The organism is Rufibacter ruber (assembly GCF_001647275.1).
Taxonomy (GTDB): Bacteria; Bacteroidota; Bacteroidia; order Cytophagales; family Hymenobacteraceae; genus Nibribacter; species Nibribacter ruber_C.
Genome location: NZ_LRMM01000008.1, coordinates 39031 through 57664, shown reverse-complemented (window position 1 = coordinate 57664; position 18634 = coordinate 39031). Strand labels below are relative to the sequence as shown.

12 protein-coding genes and 2 pseudogenes are annotated in these 18634 nt (G+C 51.5%); 12 read left to right on the top strand and 2 right to left on the bottom strand.

What is annotated here, in order from left to right:
- Positions 1-215 precede the first annotated feature (215 nt).
- From A8O25_RS05045 to pruA, 3 genes are all read left to right on the top strand, one after another.
- Positions 216-956: a nucleotidyltransferase gene (locus A8O25_RS05045; RefSeq protein ID WP_066831810.1), complete on the top strand. Its 741-nt coding sequence runs from the start codon at positions 216-218 to the stop codon at positions 954-956.
- A 253-nt stretch (positions 957-1209) separates the two neighbouring features.
- Positions 1210-2067: a metallophosphoesterase family protein gene (locus tag A8O25_RS05040; RefSeq protein WP_241498938.1), complete on the top strand. Its 858-nt coding sequence runs from the start codon at positions 1210-1212 to the stop codon at positions 2065-2067.
- A 163-nt stretch (positions 2068-2230) separates the two neighbouring features.
- The gene (gene pruA, locus A8O25_RS05035; protein ID WP_066831715.1) at positions 2231-3862 is read left to right on the top strand and encodes an L-glutamate gamma-semialdehyde dehydrogenase; all 1632 of its coding nucleotides are present in this window, start codon (positions 2231-2233) and stop codon (positions 3860-3862) included.
- Positions 3863-4141: 279 nt separating this feature from the next.
- Here the strand turns inward: pruA and A8O25_RS05030 are convergent, their stop codons facing one another.
- A complete protein-coding gene (locus A8O25_RS05030) occupies positions 4142-5386 on the bottom strand; it encodes an N-acetylmuramoyl-L-alanine amidase (protein WP_066831713.1) in 1245 nt (414 codons plus the stop codon).
- Between the two features lie 559 nt (positions 5387-5945).
- Between A8O25_RS05030 and A8O25_RS05025 the strand changes: the two genes are divergently transcribed.
- The 9 genes and pseudogenes from A8O25_RS05025 to A8O25_RS04995 all read left to right on the top strand — a co-directional run bounded on the left by A8O25_RS05025 (position 5946) and on the right by A8O25_RS04995 (position 17564).
- Positions 5946-7127, top strand: coding sequence for a copper amine oxidase (locus A8O25_RS05025; protein ID WP_153042598.1), 1182 nt, complete (start codon positions 5946-5948; stop codon positions 7125-7127).
- A gap of 278 nt (positions 7128-7405) precedes the next feature.
- A pseudogene (locus tag A8O25_RS24045) lies at positions 7406-7699 on the top strand (SGNH/GDSL hydrolase N-terminal domain-containing protein); the annotation flags it as partial.
- 12 nt (positions 7700-7711) lie between these two features.
- Positions 7712-8296, top strand: coding sequence for an SGNH/GDSL hydrolase family protein (locus A8O25_RS05020; protein ID WP_277620006.1), 585 nt, complete (start codon positions 7712-7714; stop codon positions 8294-8296).
- A 102-nt stretch (positions 8297-8398) separates the two neighbouring features.
- Positions 8399-9097 (top strand): SGNH/GDSL hydrolase family protein, encoded by a 699-nt coding sequence (locus A8O25_RS05015; RefSeq protein ID WP_066831711.1) that lies wholly within the window; start codon positions 8399-8401, stop codon positions 9095-9097.
- Between the two features lie 7 nt (positions 9098-9104).
- On the top strand, positions 9105-11405 hold the full coding sequence (locus tag A8O25_RS05010) for a beta-N-acetylhexosaminidase (RefSeq protein ID WP_082893452.1): 2301 nt from the start codon (positions 9105-9107) through the stop codon (positions 11403-11405).
- Between the two features lie 18 nt (positions 11406-11423).
- Positions 11424-13277: a family 10 glycosylhydrolase gene (locus A8O25_RS05005; RefSeq protein ID WP_161947698.1), complete on the top strand. Its 1854-nt coding sequence runs from the start codon at positions 11424-11426 to the stop codon at positions 13275-13277.
- Positions 13278-13560: 283 nt separating this feature from the next.
- Positions 13561-14457 (top strand): annotated as a pseudogene (locus A8O25_RS24315) (phosphodiester glycosidase family protein); the annotation flags it as partial.
- A 39-nt stretch (positions 14458-14496) separates the two neighbouring features.
- A complete protein-coding gene (locus A8O25_RS05000; RefSeq protein WP_082893462.1) occupies positions 14497-16728 on the top strand; it encodes a TonB-dependent receptor domain-containing protein in 2232 nt (743 codons plus the stop codon).
- Entirely contained in the window at positions 16728-17564 is an 837-nt protein-coding gene (locus tag A8O25_RS04995; RefSeq protein ID WP_066831697.1) for a DUF4249 domain-containing protein, read from the top strand. Before A8O25_RS05000 ends, A8O25_RS04995 begins: the two co-directional genes overlap by 1 nt.
- A gap of 116 nt (positions 17565-17680) precedes the next feature.
- On the opposite strand, the gene A8O25_RS04990 is transcribed toward A8O25_RS04995, so the two are convergent.
- Positions 17681-18499: a purine-nucleoside phosphorylase gene (locus tag A8O25_RS04990; RefSeq protein WP_066831690.1), complete on the bottom strand. Its 819-nt coding sequence runs from the start codon at positions 18497-18499 to the stop codon at positions 17681-17683.
- Positions 18500-18634: the final 135 nt, after the last annotated feature.

Genomic DNA, 18634 nt, shown 5'->3' with positions numbered 1-18634 from the left:
TGACCTTTTTTCAGAAAAACAGCCCGAAAACAGGAATCTCACAGTTTTCTGCCGCTGCCGCGCCTTTCTGGGATAACATTTTTCCAAGGATTCAGTAAATGCTATACCACTTGCTCTAACCGGCTGCGGCCCTGCGGCGTATGCCAAAGAAAAGCGGGTGGCGGCGCGGCCAGAACGGCGGCGTTTTCTTCTACTTTTCAAAACAAGATATACATATGGAACTGGATGATATGGCCCCAGAGGTGGCCTTGGAGTTTTATCCGCAGGCATTGAAAATGCTGCACGAGAGCGGTTTGCCGTTTATGATGGGCGGCGGCTTCGCGTTGCGCCAATACACCGGCATGCAGCGGGCCATGAAAGACATGGATGTGTTCTGCACCGCCGGCGACTGCCCGCGCCTGCTCAAGCTGTTTGCAGATGAAGGCTTTGAGACCGAGCTGGTAGATGCCCGCTGGCTGGCCAAGGCGTTCAAAGACGGCAAATACGTTGACTTTATCTTCAACAACCCTGGCAGCTTTACCCCCGTGAATGACAACTGGTACCGTCACACAACAGAGGGCACAGAGTTCGGGGTACCCGTGAAATATATTTCGGCCGAGGACCTGTTCAAGTGCAAAATCTACGTGCAGAACCGGGAACGCTATGACGGCTCAGACCTGAACCACCTCATTCTGCGCTACGGTGACAAGATGAACTGGCGCCGTATTTTTGAAACCCTGGAGCACCACTGGCACCTGCTGCTGGCCCAGTTCATGTCGTTTCAGTTTGTGTACCCGTCTGAGCGCGACATTATTCCCAGAGACATTTTTGACGAGTTGCTGCTGCGTGCCAAAGAACAGTTTGACATGCCCCCCCCTACGGAGAAAGTGTGCCGTGGCCTGCTCTTTGACCAGACCCAGTACGCGCCGGCGGTGACTGAGTGGGGCTTCAAAGCCATCACCAGTGTAACTATTTAAAGAGACGCAAGAAGGTAGAAGCCAGGTTGTAGAGGTTGGTTATGCTGTAAGGAAATAACTGGTGCTTTGCTTTGAGTGATGCTATATGAAAAATCCCCCTCGCTCGCCTTTTGCGGGCAAGGGGGATTTTTTCAATACGCCTCCCAGAAAGGGAGGAAAGACTTTTTTAAACCAACACCTATCCATAGAACGTATTCTATGTCTGTCAAAGATGTGTAACATCTGCAGTCTAGCGTCTAAAATCTAAACTAGAATGGAACAACAGCCCCTCACCAACCCGCAACCCGTGAACACCCTGCAGCCGGTCCCCCCAGCATCGGCGCAGCCGCAGCAGCATCCGCAGCAAATGGTTTCTGAGCAGCCCGGCGTGCCGCAAGAGCCGGCAAGGCCGTTCAGGATTGCCGCCGTGGGCGATATTCACGTGCGCGAAACCGACAAGGGCAAGTGGGTGGACTTCTTCAGGTCAGCTTCGCAGCAGGCAGACGTGCTGCTGCTGTGCGGCGACCTCACGGACCATGGCTATGCGGTAGAGGCAGAGGTGCTCTGCGAGGAGATGAAGGCCTGCACCATTCCGGTGATCTGCGTGCTGGGCAACCATGACCATGACAAGAATGAGCACCAGGCCATCAGGAAAGCCCTGGTGAAAGATACCGTGCATTTCTTAGACGGAGATTCTATTGTGATTGGCAACGTGGGGTTTGCCGGGGTGAAAGGCTACGGCGGCGGGTTTGACCAGTACATGCTCTCCATGTTCGGCGAGGCCGAAAACAAAGCCTTTGTGCAGACCGCCGTAGACGAAGCCCTGAAACTGGAAAGCGCCCTTTCGCGCCTGGACTCTGAGCACCCAGATGTGAAAAAAATAGCGATCATGCATTACGCGCCCATCAAAGCCACCGTGGTAGGCGAGCCTGATGCCATTCACCCGTTTCTGGGCTGCTCCCGCCTGGCAGAGCCTTTGAACCGGCAGAATGTGGTGGCCTGCTTTCATGGCCATGCCCACGTGGGCACGTTAGAGGGCCAGACCTCAAAGGGCGTTAAAGTTTTCAATGTGGCCAAACCCATTCTGCAGAAGGCGGGGTTGGCCTTGCCTTTCTTTTTGTTCGAAGTGTAGCTTTTGCATAAGAATCTTGACGTGCGTTTTGCTGTTTTCCGGAAAACAGGCCAAAAACGCACGTCGGCGTTATAGAAACGGAGCCTAGCGCCTGTTAGCCTTTTCCCCATGAAAGCCTTACCTTTGCTCACCTGATTTATTTTGACATCTAACCTACATTCATATGGCCAACGCATTTTTTAATGTTCCTATTCCGGTGAACGAGCCGGTGAAGGGCTATGCCCCGGGCAGCAAAGAAAGAGCAGAACTGCAGCAAGCATATAATGAGCTGCGGGAGCAGCAGCTGGATATTCCCATGTACATTGGCGGCCAGGAGGTTCGCACTGAGAACAAGCAGCCCTTCACCCCCCCGCATGACCACCAGCGCGTGATAGCCCATTACCATTACGGTGATGCCAGCCACGTGCAGCAGGCCATTGATGCCGCGTTGGCCGCGCGTGAGCAGTGGGCGAACATGCCGTGGGAAAGCCGCGCCGCCATCTTCCTGAAAGCCGCTGACCTGTTGGCCGGTCCGTTCAGGGCCAGGATGAACGCCGCTACCATGCTGGGTCAGTCAAAAAACGCGTTTCAGGCCGAGATTGACGCCGCCTGTGAGCTGATTGACTTCTTTAGGTTCAACGTGAAGTACATGACTGAGATCTACAAGCTGCAGCCTGAGTCTCTGCCCGGCATGTGGAACCGCCTGGAGCACCGCGGGCTGGAAGGCTTCATCTTCGCCCTCACGCCGTTCAACTTTACCTCTATTGCCGCCAACCTGCCTGCCGCACCGGCCATGATGGGCAACGTGGTGGTTTGGAAGCCCGCTAACACCCAGATTTACAGCGCTAAGGTGATCATGGATCTGTTCAAAGCCGCGGGCTTGCCAGACGGTGTGATCAACCTGGTGTACGTAGACGGTCCGGTGGCCGGAGACGTGATCTTCAAGAACCGCCATTTTGCGGGAATCCATTTCACGGGCAGCACGGGCGTTTTCAACCAGATCTGGAAAACCATTGGCGAGCACATCAACACCTACCGCAACTACCCGCGCATTGTGGGCGAAACCGGCGGGAAAGACTTTATTGTAGCGCATAAATCTGCCAACGCCAAAGAAGTGGCCGTGGCCATTAGCCGGGGCGCGTTTGAGTTTCAGGGGCAGAAATGCTCGGCGGCCTCGCGTGCGTACATCCCCAGCAACCTCTGGGAAGACGTGAAACGCTACGTGGTGGAAGACCTGAAATCCTTCAAGATGGGTGACCCCGAAGACTTCAGCAACTTCATTAACGCCGTGATTGACGAGAAGAGCTTTGACAAGCTGGCCCGCTACATTGACGCCGCCAAGAAAGATGACACGGTAGAGATCATTGCCGGCGGCGGATATGACAAGAGCAAAGGCTATTTCATTGAGCCTACCATTATTGTGGCGCAGGATCCTAACTACGTGACCATGTGCGACGAGCTGTTCGGGCCGGTGCTCACGCTGCACGTCTATGAGGCAGACCAGTTTGAGGAGACGCTGAAAATTGTAGATGAGACGTCGCCGTACGGTTTAACGGGGGCTATCTTCGCCAATGACCGTTACGCTATTGAGTTGGCTACCAAGAGGCTGAGTCACTCGGCGGGGAACTTCTACATCAATGACAAGCCCACGGGTGCCGTGGTTGGGCAGCAGCCTTTCGGCGGAAGCCGCGCCTCCGGGACCAACGACAAAGCCGGTTCTATGCTGAACCTGTTGCGCTGGACCACCGCCCGTACCATCAAGGAGACGTTTGTGCCCCCGGTTGACTACCGCTACCCGTTCCTGCAGCAGGACTAACCTATTTCTGGCTTACTTTTCAGAAAACAGCCCTAAAACGAGAGACCGTTTTAGGGCTGTTTTGTTTTGGGGCTGTTTTCAGGAAAACAGGTCAGAAACAGGTGGGAATTTCAGGACAAGTTCAGGCTTTTCTTTTGGGTGCTGCCAGAACGGTCCCAAAGCCGACAACTGCCTCAGTTTTTATGGTCATCGCGGCGTTGCTCTTACCCTATTCTAAAAAGGTATAGTAGGCCTCACGCTCATGGTATTCACCTGCAGAATCAAAATGAAGACAGGCTCTTAGTTAATTACTACCCGCCGCACTACTTTCCCAAAGTCAGGGGTCTGGAATTGGAAGACGTACACGCCTACTGTTAAATCCTGGGTGGAGATGTCCTGGCTGATTTTAGAGGATGTAGTGCGCACCAGTTTTCCGCCAAGGGTATAAATGGCAAGGGTTGACCAGGCAAACTGGGCTTTAATGACAGTGCCCGCTGCCGGGTTAGGGTAAAGGGCGGCCTGGCTGTCCAGCCCTAGCTCTGCCACCCCGGTGGTTAAGGGGCAGATGGAGCTTGCCTGGCTTCTGATTTCGGCCATTTTAGTGTACAGCATGTTGCCGGGGCAAGAGGTGTACCCGGGGCGGCAGCCATCACGGTGGCCCAGCACATTGGGCATCTGTTGTTTTACGCCGTAATCAGAAGGGCCAATGAGGTGCTCTGTGGTGCCAAAGATATCTATGTTGTCTTTCTGGGTTTTCCATTTAATGATCTTGTAGAGTGACTCCATGGCCTTCTGGGTGGGTAGAATGCTGGTGTAATCCCCTAGAAGGCAAATTCCCATGGCGTTAGAGTTGTTTGAGCAAAGATGGGCGCCAAAGACATAATCATTATCAAAAGACCCTGTGGGGTTGTCACGGCCCTGAAAGATGGTGCCGTCTGGGGCAATGAGGTAGTTGTAGCCAATGTCGCTCCAGCCGTTGGTATTTCTGTGGTAGAGGTAAATGTTCCGGACTTCCCGAAAGTAATCTGTGGCGGTGTTTGAGCCGGCGGCATGGTGAACGGCCACGTGCTTTGTTTGGGTGAAGGAGCGGGTATAGGTAGGGGCGGCAAGGCCCAACCGCCAAACAGAAGTGGGCACTACCTCAAAGGCACAATCTCCCGAGCCCTCGCGCAGGGCTGTCTTCTTTCTGTTGGCAGCCTTCACGGTGCCGGCTTTGATAAAGAAGAACTGCATAGAGCCACCGGTGCTGCTAAAGAAGGCAATGTTTTCTGTTTCTTTCTCAATTGAAACCAATGCAGATTGATCTGCGTGCGGGTCTGTCTTCACCCACAAGGTGTCTGCGCCCTGTAGAAAATAGGCGCCTTGCAGGGAGCAGTCTTCGCATTTTATACCAATGGCGGTAGCGTTTTTCAAGGGAAACTGGTACTGCTGCCCGGCAAACACAGAAACCAGGGTGTCTTGCACATCGTTTTCCTGAGCCAACCCCGTGCGGGTGAGGCAGAGCAGGAGAAGCCAGAAGAAAGTGGAACGGTAGAGTTTTATCATACAAGGGGGTGTGAAAGGATAACTATTTGAATTAAATGGATTAAGAGTGAGTAAATTACAGTTTTTTTGATTTGACCCATAGGCCTTCAGAAAAATAAATATAAACTGGGTGCAGCCCTTTAAAAGGATGGATTATGGAAGGGAGAAGATGGCGGCTGGGGTCCATCACACAGACAACCTGCTTCTGTAGTAAGAAAACGGTGCCGGTGCCTGAGAGCCTCCTCTTGTAGGGTATCTAACGTCAATGCGTTCTTCTGGCCTCCAGCCTATTAAAGAAGCTGGATTTTTAAGCGGAATCTGGAGAGGGTTGTTCAGCCTTAGCAGGCTTGGTCAGGAAGTCAGGCAGCAAGACGGGTTATAATTGAGTGAGTTAAATAAATTAAAAAGAGAAAATACATTTTAATATTTTTTAATAATAAAAAGTATTCTCTATATTTAACCAAACAAACACGTGCAGGCAAGATAGAAGCTAGAGCTGATTTCTCAATTACAAGAGGTAAGGCTCTGGTGCTTGGGCATTCAATGTGTCTTGCTGTCTCTGCTCTTTAAAACTTTCAACATGAAAAAACGCTCCCTCCTGATTCTGGCCTTCTTTGGGTGTGCCTCCCTGCTGGCGAAGGCACAAACACTTTCCCCTGAACTGAACCAAGTGCTGTTGAAAAGCAAGCAAGGTGCTGTGGTTGAGCTGCCAGGCTTTCTAGGTAAGCAGTATGCGCCCATTGAGTATCAGAAAATAGTGCTGCCCGGTCCTCAGTACCTGATCTCTGATGACCCTGAGTACATCAGGGTGCCAGAGGCCGTGGCGTTCAGAGAGGCAGTGCAGCCGGGATCTGTCAGGCTGTATGTGTATAACGTGAACGGGGTAAAGGAGCCGCAGAAAATTGACCGTAAAATCACCGCTGTCATTAAGAATACTGGTACCAGCGTGATGCACCTCCGCATGCTGAAGTACTCCTCCCAGCCGCCCAGTACTAACTATTTTAAAATAGGGAAAGAAGGCCTGGCAGATTATTTCGCCTCTAAAGGCGACAGCAAAATCAGAACCATTAAGCCCGGCGAAGCCATCACCATTGATGAGAAACTGGAGAAGAATGTGGTGAAGTATGATGAGTTGGTGCACGGCTTCTATGAGTTTGTAATAGACCAACCCGGTGAGGTGAGCGTGCTGCAGACAGACTTGAAAACCTCTGGCCCGCAAGCACTCAAAAGAATAACGAATGTCCTGCCTCCTAAATCACAAAGCGGTGCGGGCCGCGGGGTATTTGGGGTGAGCAATTATCAGGTGATTGCCAGTAACGTCATAGACACAAAGAATGGACCGGCCGAGTTGATTGTGGCAGATGGCGTTAAAGACCCATGGGTTACCGGGCATGAGAGCACCACCGGGCACATTGCCAGGCTGGCCGGTAACTACGGGGTCATGTATGAGGTAGAGCTCAAGTGGAAAAGCTCTGACGGGAAGGGCCTGGCCCTGGTGACCTGGAACTCCCGGGCAGATGACAACAAATGGTGCGGTGGTATGGCTGCCACCATGGTGATGGATAAAGGAAAGTTTGAGGGCGGTATTGTGCAGTTGCCCAGCGACCGCTTAACCACCAAGCGAGCCCCAGAGGCAATTTTGATTCAGGTGTTTCCGCCTGCGGCAAATGGCGAGGAGCAAACCATCAGGTTTACGTATTCTCCGCCCGGGGCGTCTTGCCTGCCTACTCCTTTGATTTTTGTACCAGTAGACATGAAGTAGCCCTGAACTATGCACGTTTTTAATATAAACACTACCGCTTCTGGAAAGCTGATGGCCTTCTTACTGGTCTTTCTGCTTGCCTTTTCTATGACTGAGGGAGGGCCGCTGAAACGTGGGGCCAAGGGTTCTGCTCCCGCCGCCCTGCCTGCCGCAGAGAAGACAGACTGGCATGATGTGCAGAAGTTTTCTTTGAAGGGGCTGGGGTGGGAAGAACTGCACCAGTCCTACACCCGGCTTCCTGCTAAAGCCGAAACCATGGTCACGGCACCGTCTGGAAGCTTTCTAAGCATTCTGCCGGGGTTTACGTGCAGTTTAAAACGAATTCTAAGAGTATCAAGGTGCGCTGGAACGTGCGGGCCAATAACAGCTTTAACCACATGGCCCCCACCGCGGTGAAAGGGGTGGATCTCTACGCCAAAAACGGCCAGGAGTGGAAATGGGTAGGGGTTGGAAAACCTTCTGGTAAATCCAACGAGGAGGTGATTGCGAGCAGCATGCCTGCCGCAGACCGGGAGTTTATGCTGTATTTGCCTTTATATGACGGGGTTGATACGGTTTCTATTGGGGTAGAGGCGGGCGCCACTATGCAAGACGTGAAGCCAGAGAAAGAAAAACCTCTGGTGTTTTACGGTACTTCTATAGTGCAGGGCGCCTGTGCCTCGCGGGCGGGCATGGCGTATCCGGCTATTATTGGCCGCACGCTGCACCAGGAGGTTGTCAACCTGGGCTTCTCCGGGAACGGAAAGATGGATGTGGAGTTAGCCCATCTTTTAGCCGAGATAGATGCCAACATGTATGTACTGGACTGTATGCCCAATATGACGCCAGAGGAGGTAGAACCCAAGGTGGTTGAATTTGTGAAGGTGCTGCGGGAGAAAAAACCAGGAGTGCCCATTGTGGTGGTAGAGAACATCAACTATGCCCATAGCTGGATAGATACCCGCGTAGCCGGGTTGGTGAAGTCTAAAAACCAGCATCTGAAGAATGCCTATAAAACCTTAACCGCCTCAGGCATCAAGAATCTGCACTATGTTTCTAACCAGAACCTGGCTTTGGCATCAGGGGAAGGCACCGTTGACGGAATCCATCTTACAGATCTGGGCTTTGTGCAAATAGCCTGTGAGCTTACCAAAGAGATTAAGAAGGTAGAGAAGAAAACCAAGCGGTAAGCTCTGTCCTCAGGTAGCACCATCATGGGAAAGTTGTTTCTGGCCTGTTTTTTAGAAAACAGGCCAGAAACAGCCTTCCCTTTATCCTAATCAAAACCAATTATGAATTTGAAGCCAATAAGCCATCGCTTCCCCGGCCTTTTATGGGGAATACTGATCACTTTTTTCTGTGGCTCTGTTTCTCCTGTTCTGGCGCAGAAACCAGACAACCCCACCATTTGGGAAAAAGAGATCATGGCGTTTGAGAAGAGCGACAGCCTGAAGATGCCGGCCCCCGGAGGAATCCTGTTTGTTGGAAGCTCTTCTGTGAGAGGCTGGCGCAGCGTGGGGCAGGACTTCCCTGATAAACCTGTGCTCAACAGAGGGTTTGGAGGCTCCAGAATAGGGGATGCTGTTTATTATTTTGACCGGATCATTAAAAAGTACCAGCCCAGGCAAATTTTCTTTTACGCAGGTGACAATGACATTGCCAGCGGGAAGAATGCAGACATGACGTTTGAGAAGTTCAAGGCCTTCGCCAAAAAAGTGAGGGACGAGCTGCCAAAGACAGAACTGGTGTATTTGTCTATCAAACCCAGCCCAGCCCGCTGGAGCATGTACCCTGAATCAGAAAAAGCCAACAAGAAGATAAAACGGTATGCCTGGTGGCACAGAAAGGTCAAGTTTGTAGATGTCTCCACGCCTATGCTGGGTCCTGACGGCAAGCCCAGGCCAGAGCTCTACATTGGAGATGGCATTCATATGACGCCGGCTGGCTATAAGCTTTGGGTAGAGATTGTTAAACCGTATTTGGCAAAGTAAGGAACGTATGCAGGTAATCAGGAGGAAGTGGGTGCGCAGTCCTTATTGGTTGGCGGCATGCCTGTTGCTGTTTTTTAGCGGTTGTGCCCCCCAGACTTCATCTGTGCCCGCAGGGGCTGCACAAAGTCTGGCGCTGATCCCGCTTCCCGCCAAGGTTGTCAAAAGGAACGAGGCTTTCTTGGTCAATGGTAAAACCGCTGTAGTGGTAGAGACCACTTTGCCAGAGGTGAACCAGATAGCAGACTATCTGACCAGTGTTTTGGGGCAACAGCTGGGAAAGGAATTGCCACTAAAACGGCAGGGGCAAAGGGGCAGGGGCAATTACATAGCGCTCCGCCTGAACCCGGACCTGGAGGTAGGCCCTGAAGCCTACAAGATCCAAATTACCAGGGGAAAGGTAGAATGTGTGGCGAAAACCCCTGCAGGTTTGTTTTGGGCGGCGCAGACCCTTCGGCAACTCACTTACCTACATGCACCGGCAAACCAAATATGGCTGCCGGGGGGAGAAATACAAGATGAACCTGCCTATAAGTGGAGGGGGCTGCTGCTGGATGTAAGCCGGCGCTTTATGTCTAAAGAGTTTATCAAGCGGTACATTGACCTGCTTGCTTTATACAAACTCAACCAGCTGCACTTGCACCTCACAGATGACCAGGGCTGGCGGATTGAAATTAAAAAATACCCAGCCTTGACCCAAAAGGGTGCCTGGCGTACTGAGCCCAACGGCACGCAGCATGGCGGCTTCTATACGCAGGCAGATATCAGGGAAATTGTAGCGTATGCCAGGGCCAGATACATCACGGTTGTTCCTGAAATAGATGCCCCTGGCCATGTGCAGGCGGCGTTGGCCGCTTACCCTGAATTATCCTGTACCGGTGGTCCTTTTGAAGTAGCCACTGCCGCCGGCGTGCATCCAGACATCTTGTGTGCCGGGAATGAGAAAACGTATGCGTTCCTGAAAGATGTGCTGACAGAGGTAGCAGCTTTGTTTCCGGGGCAATATCTGCACATAGGGGGAGATGAGGCACCCAAAGAACGCTGGCGGGTTTGTGCTAAATGCCAGGGGCGGATAAGGGCTGAGAACTTGCCTGATGAAGAAGCTCTGCAAGGGTATTTTACCAATCGGATTTCCCAAATTCTAACCAACCTGCACAAAGTGCCCGTTGCCTGGGACGAGGTGTTGAAAGGTGGTGCCCCGTCAGGCACGCGTGTACAGGTGTGGCATGGGCAAAAGCAACTGAAAGAAGCTTTGCAGTTAGGCTTGCCTGCCATCACCTCTTTCCGGAGTTTTTTTTATTTCGATTTAAACAGTGGGATCACCAACCTGGAGAAAGTGTACCAGGCTCCTGTTTCCCCTTCAACCTTGTCTAAGGAAGAGCAGCGGCTGCTGCTAGGGGCAGAAGCCGCGCTCTGGACGGAAGATGTGCCACAAGAGCGGGTAGATGAAATGGTATTCCCCAGGCTGCTGGCGTTTTCTGAAAACGTGTGGCACGGGAAAACTGCCCAGCCAGATCTCTTTGCTGATTTTCACCGCAGGCTGCAACAGCACTACCCGTACCTTGATAAGGTTGGAGTAGACTATGGTTTTGAGACCTGGCCGGTCCAGTTTGTTCCCACCTATACCCCAGCTTCCCAGACTTTTGCCCTTTCACTGCAGCCAGGTCTGCAGAAGGTAAGCCTGTATTATTCGCTTAATGGTTCAGAGCCAACCCTGAGCTCCCAAAAATATGAGGGGAGCCCCATTCTGTTCTCTACCTCTACTACCGTGAAAGTTGCTCCTTATAAAAATGGGAAGAAACTGGGGGAAACCGCCAAGGCTTCTTTTGAAAAACATCTGGCCCTTTATAAGAGAGCAGGCTTGAAATACGGCTACCATCCTGTGTATGCGGCAGGAGGGGAAATGGCCCTCACAGATGGAATATTGGGGGGCGAAGACTACAGGAAAGGCTTTTGGCAGGGGGTGGAAAAGGAAAATTTAGAAGCTACTCTAGATCTTGAGAAAGAGATTCCATTACAGGAAATCTCTATTGCCTTTCTGCAGGATGTCAACTCCTGGATCTTCTTGCCCACCAAGGTTGCCTTCTATGTGGCGGGGTCTGATCAGGTTTTTAAAGAAGTGCCTGTAGCTACTGCCGGTCAGTCAGGAAAAACAGAAAAGCCGTACCGCCTTGTCTTCTCAGCCCAAGGAAAGGGGAAACCGGTGCGGTATGTAAAAGTAGTAGCAGTGAATAGGCGTGTCTGCCCACCCGGCCACCCTGGTGCAGGGGGCGCCGCTTATATTATGGCAGATGAACTGATTGTAAAATAAATGCAAAGAGCTACACTATTGAATAAGACGAGAGCCTGTATAGCCGTTCTGTTGGTTCTGGTCTCACAGCACGTAGTGCAGGCGCAGGAATTGCGCGGTACGTGGCTCGCCAGGACCTCTTTTACCAGCAAGGCGAAGCTAGCCAGCCAGATGGACAGCCTGGCGGCGGCAAATTTCAATGTGGTGTATGTAAACGTCTGGAGCAGGGGGTACCCGCTTTGGCAGAGTGAGGTCTTTAAGCAGCATACAGGTGTTTCTATTGATCCTGCTTACGCCAATAGGGATATTCTGGCAGAAGCCATTGCCGAGGGGCATAGGGTAGGGCTGCACGTGGAGGCATGGTTTGAATATGGGTTTGTAGGTGGATATAATCCCGCAGGGGCAGGATCTAAGGGCCCTGTTTTTGATGCCCACCCCGCCTGGGTGGCCCAAACGCAAAGTGGGGTTGAAAAAGACGGAAGTAATTTTTACTGGATGGTACACAGCCACCCCGAAGTGCAGAAGTTCCTGATTGACCTGGCGACAGAAGTAGTAAACAACTACGATGTTGATGGTGTTGAGATGGACCGGATCAGGTACTCAAGCAAGGAGTATGGGTATGACCCCTTCACCGTAGATCTGTACAAACGTGAGCACAACGGGGCAGCGCCTCCGTCTGACGTGGCAGAACCCGCCTGGATGCAGTGGCGAGCCCAAAAGCTGAACGTATTTGTGGCCACCCTCTATGATGCGCTAAAGGCTGCAAACCCCCAGGTGAATGTCTCCAGTGCTCCCAGCCAAATGGGGGCGTCTACCTATACGGCGTATGAGAATTTGTTGCAAGACTGGAAGTGGTGGATCTCTAACCGCAAAGTAGATAATCTGCAAATGCAAAGCTATACGTCCAGCCTTACGGCTTTTCAGAGCTGGAATACCTATACCAAGCGCTCGGTGGCCAATTATGAGCAGATTTATCCGTCTTTTGCTGCCAGCCCGGGGAGTACCAAATTGACAGGTGCTCAATTGGTAGACTACATCAACAGCACCAATGAGTTAGGTTTTAAAGGAGCAGCCATCTGGTTCTATGATGATCTGGTGGGCACGTTTAAGTATCTGAAGCAGACCAGGTACGCTGCCCCTAGCCATCCTCCGTATGCTTCTGCAGACTGGCGGGCCCATAAAGCTGTTGCCCTTCATACAGATACAGATAATGTCATTAAAACCGGGGCATGGGCGCCCAGTTCAATAGAAGGGTACAATGGCAGGAGTGTCTACGGAGGGGCATCTGGGAACTTATCTATAGAGTATTTTCTAAACGTTCCTGCAGAGGCATTTTATGAAGTGTATGTTTTCAATACTCCGGCCAATAACAGAACTGCGAGTGCAGAGTTTCAGGTGTTTGATTCAAAGGGCACGGTAACGGTCAAGACTGTGAACCAAACCAATGCCCTCATGGCTGGTTGGGTTAAACTTGGTGACTTTTATCTGACCGCAGGCAGAAAGAGAGTAGTAAAACTCACAAATACTAATCTTGCCGCAGACCAGTACCTGAGTGCAGATGCCGTCATGATTGTCAGGAACCGGAAACTGGACCATGAGACTGCCCCTCCGCTAGGAGTAAAGGAAGGAGGTATTGTTGAAAGAGAGGTGCTGGTTATGCCCCATCCTATCACTGGTTCTTTCACAGTCCGGTTGCCAAACCGTTCTCCCCACAAGCTTCTGTCACTTACTCTTGTAAACACCACTGGCAAAGCAGTGTATAAAAAATATTTCTCAGAAGGGGCGGCGGCAAATAGTATTGCTATTTCAGATTTGAAAGCCGCAGCTGGGGTTTACCTGATGCTGGTAGAGACAGAGGCAGGATACAAAAAAGTAAAGGTTGTGGTTCACTAGCAACCCTCCCCAACCTACCTTCTACTCTTCATACTATCCCCTTTTAGATTCTGTTTTCGGCCTGTTTTTCAGAAAACAGACCAAAAACAGAAGTCGGTCTGAGTGAGTGTAACCTGTTTAAGCATGTTTTTCAACCTGTAAACAGGCCCTACCCGCAAATCTTTGTTTGTTCAGCCAGTCAAACAGCAGAAGCTTAAATAAATTATTTATTACCAATTGTTTTGAAATTAATTTAATAAAGTTAGTTTTAAATAAAATTATTGTTAATAAGTTACTGCCTGCTATGACAAAACAATTACAAGCTTTTAAAATTCTTTTGATGGTGCTTCCTGCGCTTGTGGTGCTACCACAGCTGGCAGAGGCTCAACAACTGACATGGTCTAAACCTGCCGCTCTAAATGCTGGTTTGCCCTCTTCTGTAGAGGTTTTTACTACTGCCTCACCCATTGCGGCGGGGGTTCCCATGAAGGCCTACTATACGGTGGCTGATCTTTCAGATCCTAAACTTGAGTTGAAAACGGAGTATGGCGGCGGTACTGCCTCAAAAACCACCTCAGATTTTATGGCGGCCCAACGTGAACCAGCGTATGTGGGGATTAACGGCGGCTTTTTTGCCGGGAACACCTCTTTGAGCCTTGTTGTACAGGAAGGATCTGTGCTTGCACCAAATGTAAAATCGTTCAACAGGGACTATAACGGGGCTTCTACCCCTTATTTTACAACCAGAGGTGCTTTTGGGGTGTTCCCAAATAATGACCTGGATGTCACCTGGGTCTATAATGTAGGTTCTGCTAATACTACGTATAGCTATCCGGCTCCTAGTCCCAATGCCCTGGGTTCTGCTCCCCAACCTCAGCCAACTGCTGATTTTCCGGCGGGAGGGCAGGTGTGGAACCCTAAAATAGCCATAGGCGGGGCACCTGTACTGGTGCAGAACGGGGTGAAAAATATTACAGATGCAGCTGAGATGATTGTAGTGGATAACACCTCCCGCAGGGCCCGGACAGCTATTGGGTACACCGCTACCAAAAAGATGATTATGTTGGTGGTAGAAGGAGGCAACCCTGAGGTAAGTGCAGGGGTGACCTTAAGTGAGCTGGCAGATATCATGGTAAGCCTTGGGGCGGTAGAGGCGCTTAACCTTGACGGTGGCGGCTCTTCTACCATGGTGGTGAAAGGGCAGCTTACCATACAGCCATCTGACGGGACAGAACGGGCAATGCCAACGTCCCTTATCTTAAAGCAGCGGGCACCGGAGCCCATTATTTATGACACAGAGATGACCAGCGTTTTCCAGGCAAGAAACGGTTGGACTGAGACCGGGAACGCTGGGTATTATGGGCCCTCTAAAGCCAAGATTGTGCCCACCGGTATTGGGAATAGAATTGCCAGTTATACTTTCAAAGATCTGGAACCAGGGCGGTATGAGGTCTATGCGTGGTGGGTGGCTTCAACCAACAGGGCGAAAGATACTCCCTATACCATTTACCGGGAAGGGGTGGCCCAGCCAGTGGTCAAAGTAGATCAGACCATTAATGGTTCAGCGTTTAACCTGGTAGGGACGTATGATCTGAAGCCGAATGATTCATTGGTGGTAACTAATCTGGCAACTGCAGGTACTGCTACCACTTATGTGACCATTGATGCTATCAAGCTTCAGAAAGTGGGCGGGGTCACTGGTTCTAAAAAAGCACTGGCAGAGATAGAAAGAACTGTGCAGGCCTACCCGGTGCCAACAGATGGGGTGCTGTATTTAAGTTATCCTGATGTGATTGCGAAGAAATCTACTTTGCGGGTGATCAGTATGGTAGGTAAGGTTGTACTGCAAACCAGGACCTTGGCAAGTAATTCAGTCAGATTAGACCTTTCAGCTGTGCCTGCTGGGGTTTATATCTCCCGCCTCACCGTAGAGGGCCCCATCCAGAAAGACAAATCCTCTTTTATAGTGTCTGGCCGCCGCACCTACGTAGATGTTTTCACCCGCATGATCAACAAAGCCCAAGAAGACGACCCAGACTGGAGCCCTATCCCTGACTACTATTTTTATGACTTCAACGCCAAGGCCACGTTTGAGCTGGGGCCAGATGACCGCCTCTTCTTTAGCGGTTACTACGGACGTGACTTCTTCAACTTTGCAGACGAGAACTTCAACTTCAATTTCTTCTGGGGGAACAGAGTAGCCAGTGCCCGGTGGGCGCACCAGTTCAACCCTAAGTTCTTTGTCAATACCACTTTTTCGGCCTCCAACTATGAGTATGAGATTGCCAACAAGTTAGATATCTTCAGTTTCAGCCTTACGTCAAACATCACTGACCTCACGCTGCAGACAGATTTTGAATACGTGCCTAATGAAACCCATCACCTGCGGTTTGGCGCCTCTGGCACTGACCACAGCTTTGTAGTAGGCCGGTTAGAGGCGGGCAGTGAAGATGGCTCTGTTGATGTGCAGGCGGGCAACTCGTATTCTGGCCAGGAGTTTGGGCTGTACGCCTCGCATGACTGGAGCTTCACCCCCACGTTTACCTTGAGCTACGGGCTGCGTCTTTCCGGGTTCAGGAACGAGAAAACGTTTATGGGGCTGGAGCCGCGCGTTTCTGCCAATTACCGGTTCAATGAGACCCTTTCCCTCAAAGCCAGCTATACCCGCATGTTCCAGTACGTGCACCTGGTGTCTAACTCCGGGGCATCACTGCCTACTGACATCTGGTACCCCTCCAGCCCGGGTGTAAAACCGCAGGTTTCTGACCAGGTGGCCATTGGCCTTACCAAACTGTACAAAGACAAATACCTGTTCAGCACTGAGGCCTACTACAAAACCATGAAACGCCAGCTGGACCTGCGGGACGGGGCGCAGATCTTTGGCAATCCGGTGCTGGAGGAGGAGTTTGTGTTCGGCAAAGGCGAAAGCTACGGCCAGGAATTCTACGTGGAGAAGAAAGACGGCAAGACTACCGGCTGGATTGGCTACACCCTCTCCTGGACCAACCGCACCTTCCCAGACATCAACAACGGCAAAACCTTCCCCACCCGCTTTGACCGCCGGCATGACCTCTCTGTGGTGGTGATCCATGAACTGAGCAAGCGCCTGAGCACTACGGCTACCTTTGTGTACGGCACCGGGAACGCATATTCCCTGCCGGTGCAGCGGTTTATTTTTCAGGACGTTCCCGGCGAAGACTACACCGTTATACCCGTGTACACAGAACGCAACTCGTTCAGGCTGGCCGCTTACCACCGCCTTGACCTGGGGCTGGTGTACAAACTGCGGCCTAAACGCGGGGCCTCTGACCTAACGTTCAGTGTGTACAACGCCTACAACCGCCGCAACCCGTACTTCGTTTACTTTGAAACCCTTAAAGACGAAGAGACAGAACAAATCACCGGCTTTGTAGCCAAACAAGTATCACTGTTCCCTGTGATTCCGTCTGTGACCTATAACTTTAAATTCTGATGATTTCCTTCGCTCGCCTACCACTTTTCCTTTGGGGCCTGCTGGCCCTGGTTTCTTTCAGCGCCTGTGACATGGAACAGGAAATTGAAGTAAAACTGCCTACCCTGCCGTCACAGCTGGTGGTAGAGTGTTATCTGGAAAACGGTCAGCCTTACCGTTTAGCTTTGTCTGAGTCTCAGAGCTATTTTGCCGGCAACCAACCCAGCCCCGTAGATGACGCCAAAGTCACTATCACTAAAAACAACGAGCCCCCTGTTTCCCTCACCTTTAAATTAGTGGCAGATGAGAAAAACGAGAAGGTGTACACCCACCAGAACACCAGGGTGGTTGACGGGAAGCCCGGCGATGTGTTTACCCTCCTGATCACTGACCCCAGAGGCAGACGCCTTACCGGCACCACCACCGTACTGGCGCCGGTGCCGTTTGACAGCGTAGGCTATAAATTCAATGACAAGCCGGTAGAAAGCCAGGAAGCATACCTTCTGGTACGCTGGCAGGACCAGCCCTCTGTCAAAAACTTTTACCGCCTGCTGGCCCACCAGGACAGTGCCGGGGTGGTAGACAGCAAAATGGATGCAGAATTAAATGACCGGCTGCGGGATGGCAAAAAGATCACCTATACCACCACCTACCGTTTTAAGCATGATGACACCCTTAACATTAAGCTCTTCCATATTGACGAGGCATACTATAATTTCATCAGCAGTATAGAAGATGCCCGCCGGGCGAATGGGAACCCTTTTGCGCAGCCGGTATCCATCAAGTCTACGGTGGCCGGTGGTTTTGGCGTGTTCACCCACCTGAACTACTCTGCCAAACAACTGATCATCAAATAACACATCTGTGCGTTTATTGGCTGTTTTTCTTAAAACAACCCAAAAGTAAAGGCCGAAGAAATTCACATTCCTTCGGCCTTTACTTTTGACACATGATCAGGTAGCGAGGCAGAAAACTACCCCTGCCGCTTGATCAGCTCTTTAATAAGCAGTGTCATATTGGGCTCTGCTTTGGCGGCGGCGTCTAAGATATCCAGCAGCACCACTTTCTTGATTTTGCCGGGCACGCACAGATCAGTGATCACAGAGACGGCAAAGACGGGCAGGTTCATGTGCACGGCGGCAATGACCTCCGGCACGGTACTCATGCCCACGGCATCAGCGCCAATGGTACGCAGGTATTTGTATTCGGCAATGGTTTCCAGCATGGGCCCGGGCACGCTCACGTACACACCGGTGCGCACGTTCAGGTTGTGCTGGTTGGCAATGTCCAGCGCCTGCTGCACCAGGTGCTGGCTGTACGGCTCGCTCATGTCTGGGAAGCGCGGCCCCAGCTCGTCTATGTTCTTCCCAATGAGGGGGTTGGCGGGCTGCAGGTTGATGTGGTCTGTGATCACCATCAGGTCAGAGGTGTTGTACTCAGGGTCTAACCCCCCGGCCGCGTTGCTCACAAACAGCTTCTTCACGCCCAGCAGCTTCATCACCCTGATGGGGAATACCACCTGGTCCATGCTATAGCCTTCATAGTAATGGAACCGCCCCTGCATGACCACCACGTTTCTTCCGCCCAGTTCACCAAAGATGAGTTTCCCGGAGTGGCTTTCAACGGTAGACACCGGGAAATGCGGTATGTCTGCATAGTCCAGGCTATGCTGAATGGAGATGTCCTGCACCAGGGCGCCCAGGCCGGTGCCCAGCACTACCCCAAAGTCTGGCTGGTACTGGTTTGTTTTGGATCTGATGAAGTCGGTGGCTTCCTGCAGTTGCTGTATCATGTGGTTTACGTGCTGTGTTTCTGTTTATGGGCTACTTTTTCTAAAACAGCTCCAAAACAGATTTGGTTGTGGCCTGCAAGGTCGTAAAAAATTTGCAAGCTGGCATGGGGGGCTGGGTGCCTGTAAAACAAAAAA

Bases quoted from the DNA above. Each gene is read 5' to 3' on its own strand.
- A8O25_RS05045 (WP_066831810.1), top strand. From the start codon at position 216: ATGGAACTGGATGATATGGCCCCAGAGGTGGCCTTGGAGTTTTATCCG.
- A8O25_RS05040 (WP_241498938.1), top strand. From the start codon at position 1,210: ATGGAACAACAGCCCCTCACCAACCCGCAACCCGTGAACACCCTGCAG.
- pruA (WP_066831715.1), top strand. From the start codon at position 2,231: ATGGCCAACGCATTTTTTAATGTTCCTATTCCGGTGAACGAGCCGGTG.
- A8O25_RS05030 (WP_066831713.1), bottom strand. From the start codon at position 5,386: ATGATAAAACTCTACCGTTCCACTTTCTTCTGGCTTCTCCTGCTCTGC.
- A8O25_RS05025 (WP_153042598.1), top strand. From the start codon at position 5,946: ATGAAAAAACGCTCCCTCCTGATTCTGGCCTTCTTTGGGTGTGCCTCC.
- A8O25_RS05020 (WP_277620006.1), top strand. From the start codon at position 7,712: ATGCAAGACGTGAAGCCAGAGAAAGAAAAACCTCTGGTGTTTTACGGT.
- A8O25_RS05015 (WP_066831711.1), top strand. From the start codon at position 8,399: ATGAATTTGAAGCCAATAAGCCATCGCTTCCCCGGCCTTTTATGGGGA.
- A8O25_RS05010 (WP_082893452.1), top strand. From the start codon at position 9,105: ATGCAGGTAATCAGGAGGAAGTGGGTGCGCAGTCCTTATTGGTTGGCG.
- A8O25_RS05000 (WP_082893462.1), top strand. From the start codon at position 14,497: ATGCCAACGTCCCTTATCTTAAAGCAGCGGGCACCGGAGCCCATTATT.
- A8O25_RS04995 (WP_066831697.1), top strand. From the start codon at position 16,728: ATGATTTCCTTCGCTCGCCTACCACTTTTCCTTTGGGGCCTGCTGGCC.
- A8O25_RS04990 (WP_066831690.1), bottom strand. From the start codon at position 18,499: ATGATACAGCAACTGCAGGAAGCCACCGACTTCATCAGATCCAAAACA.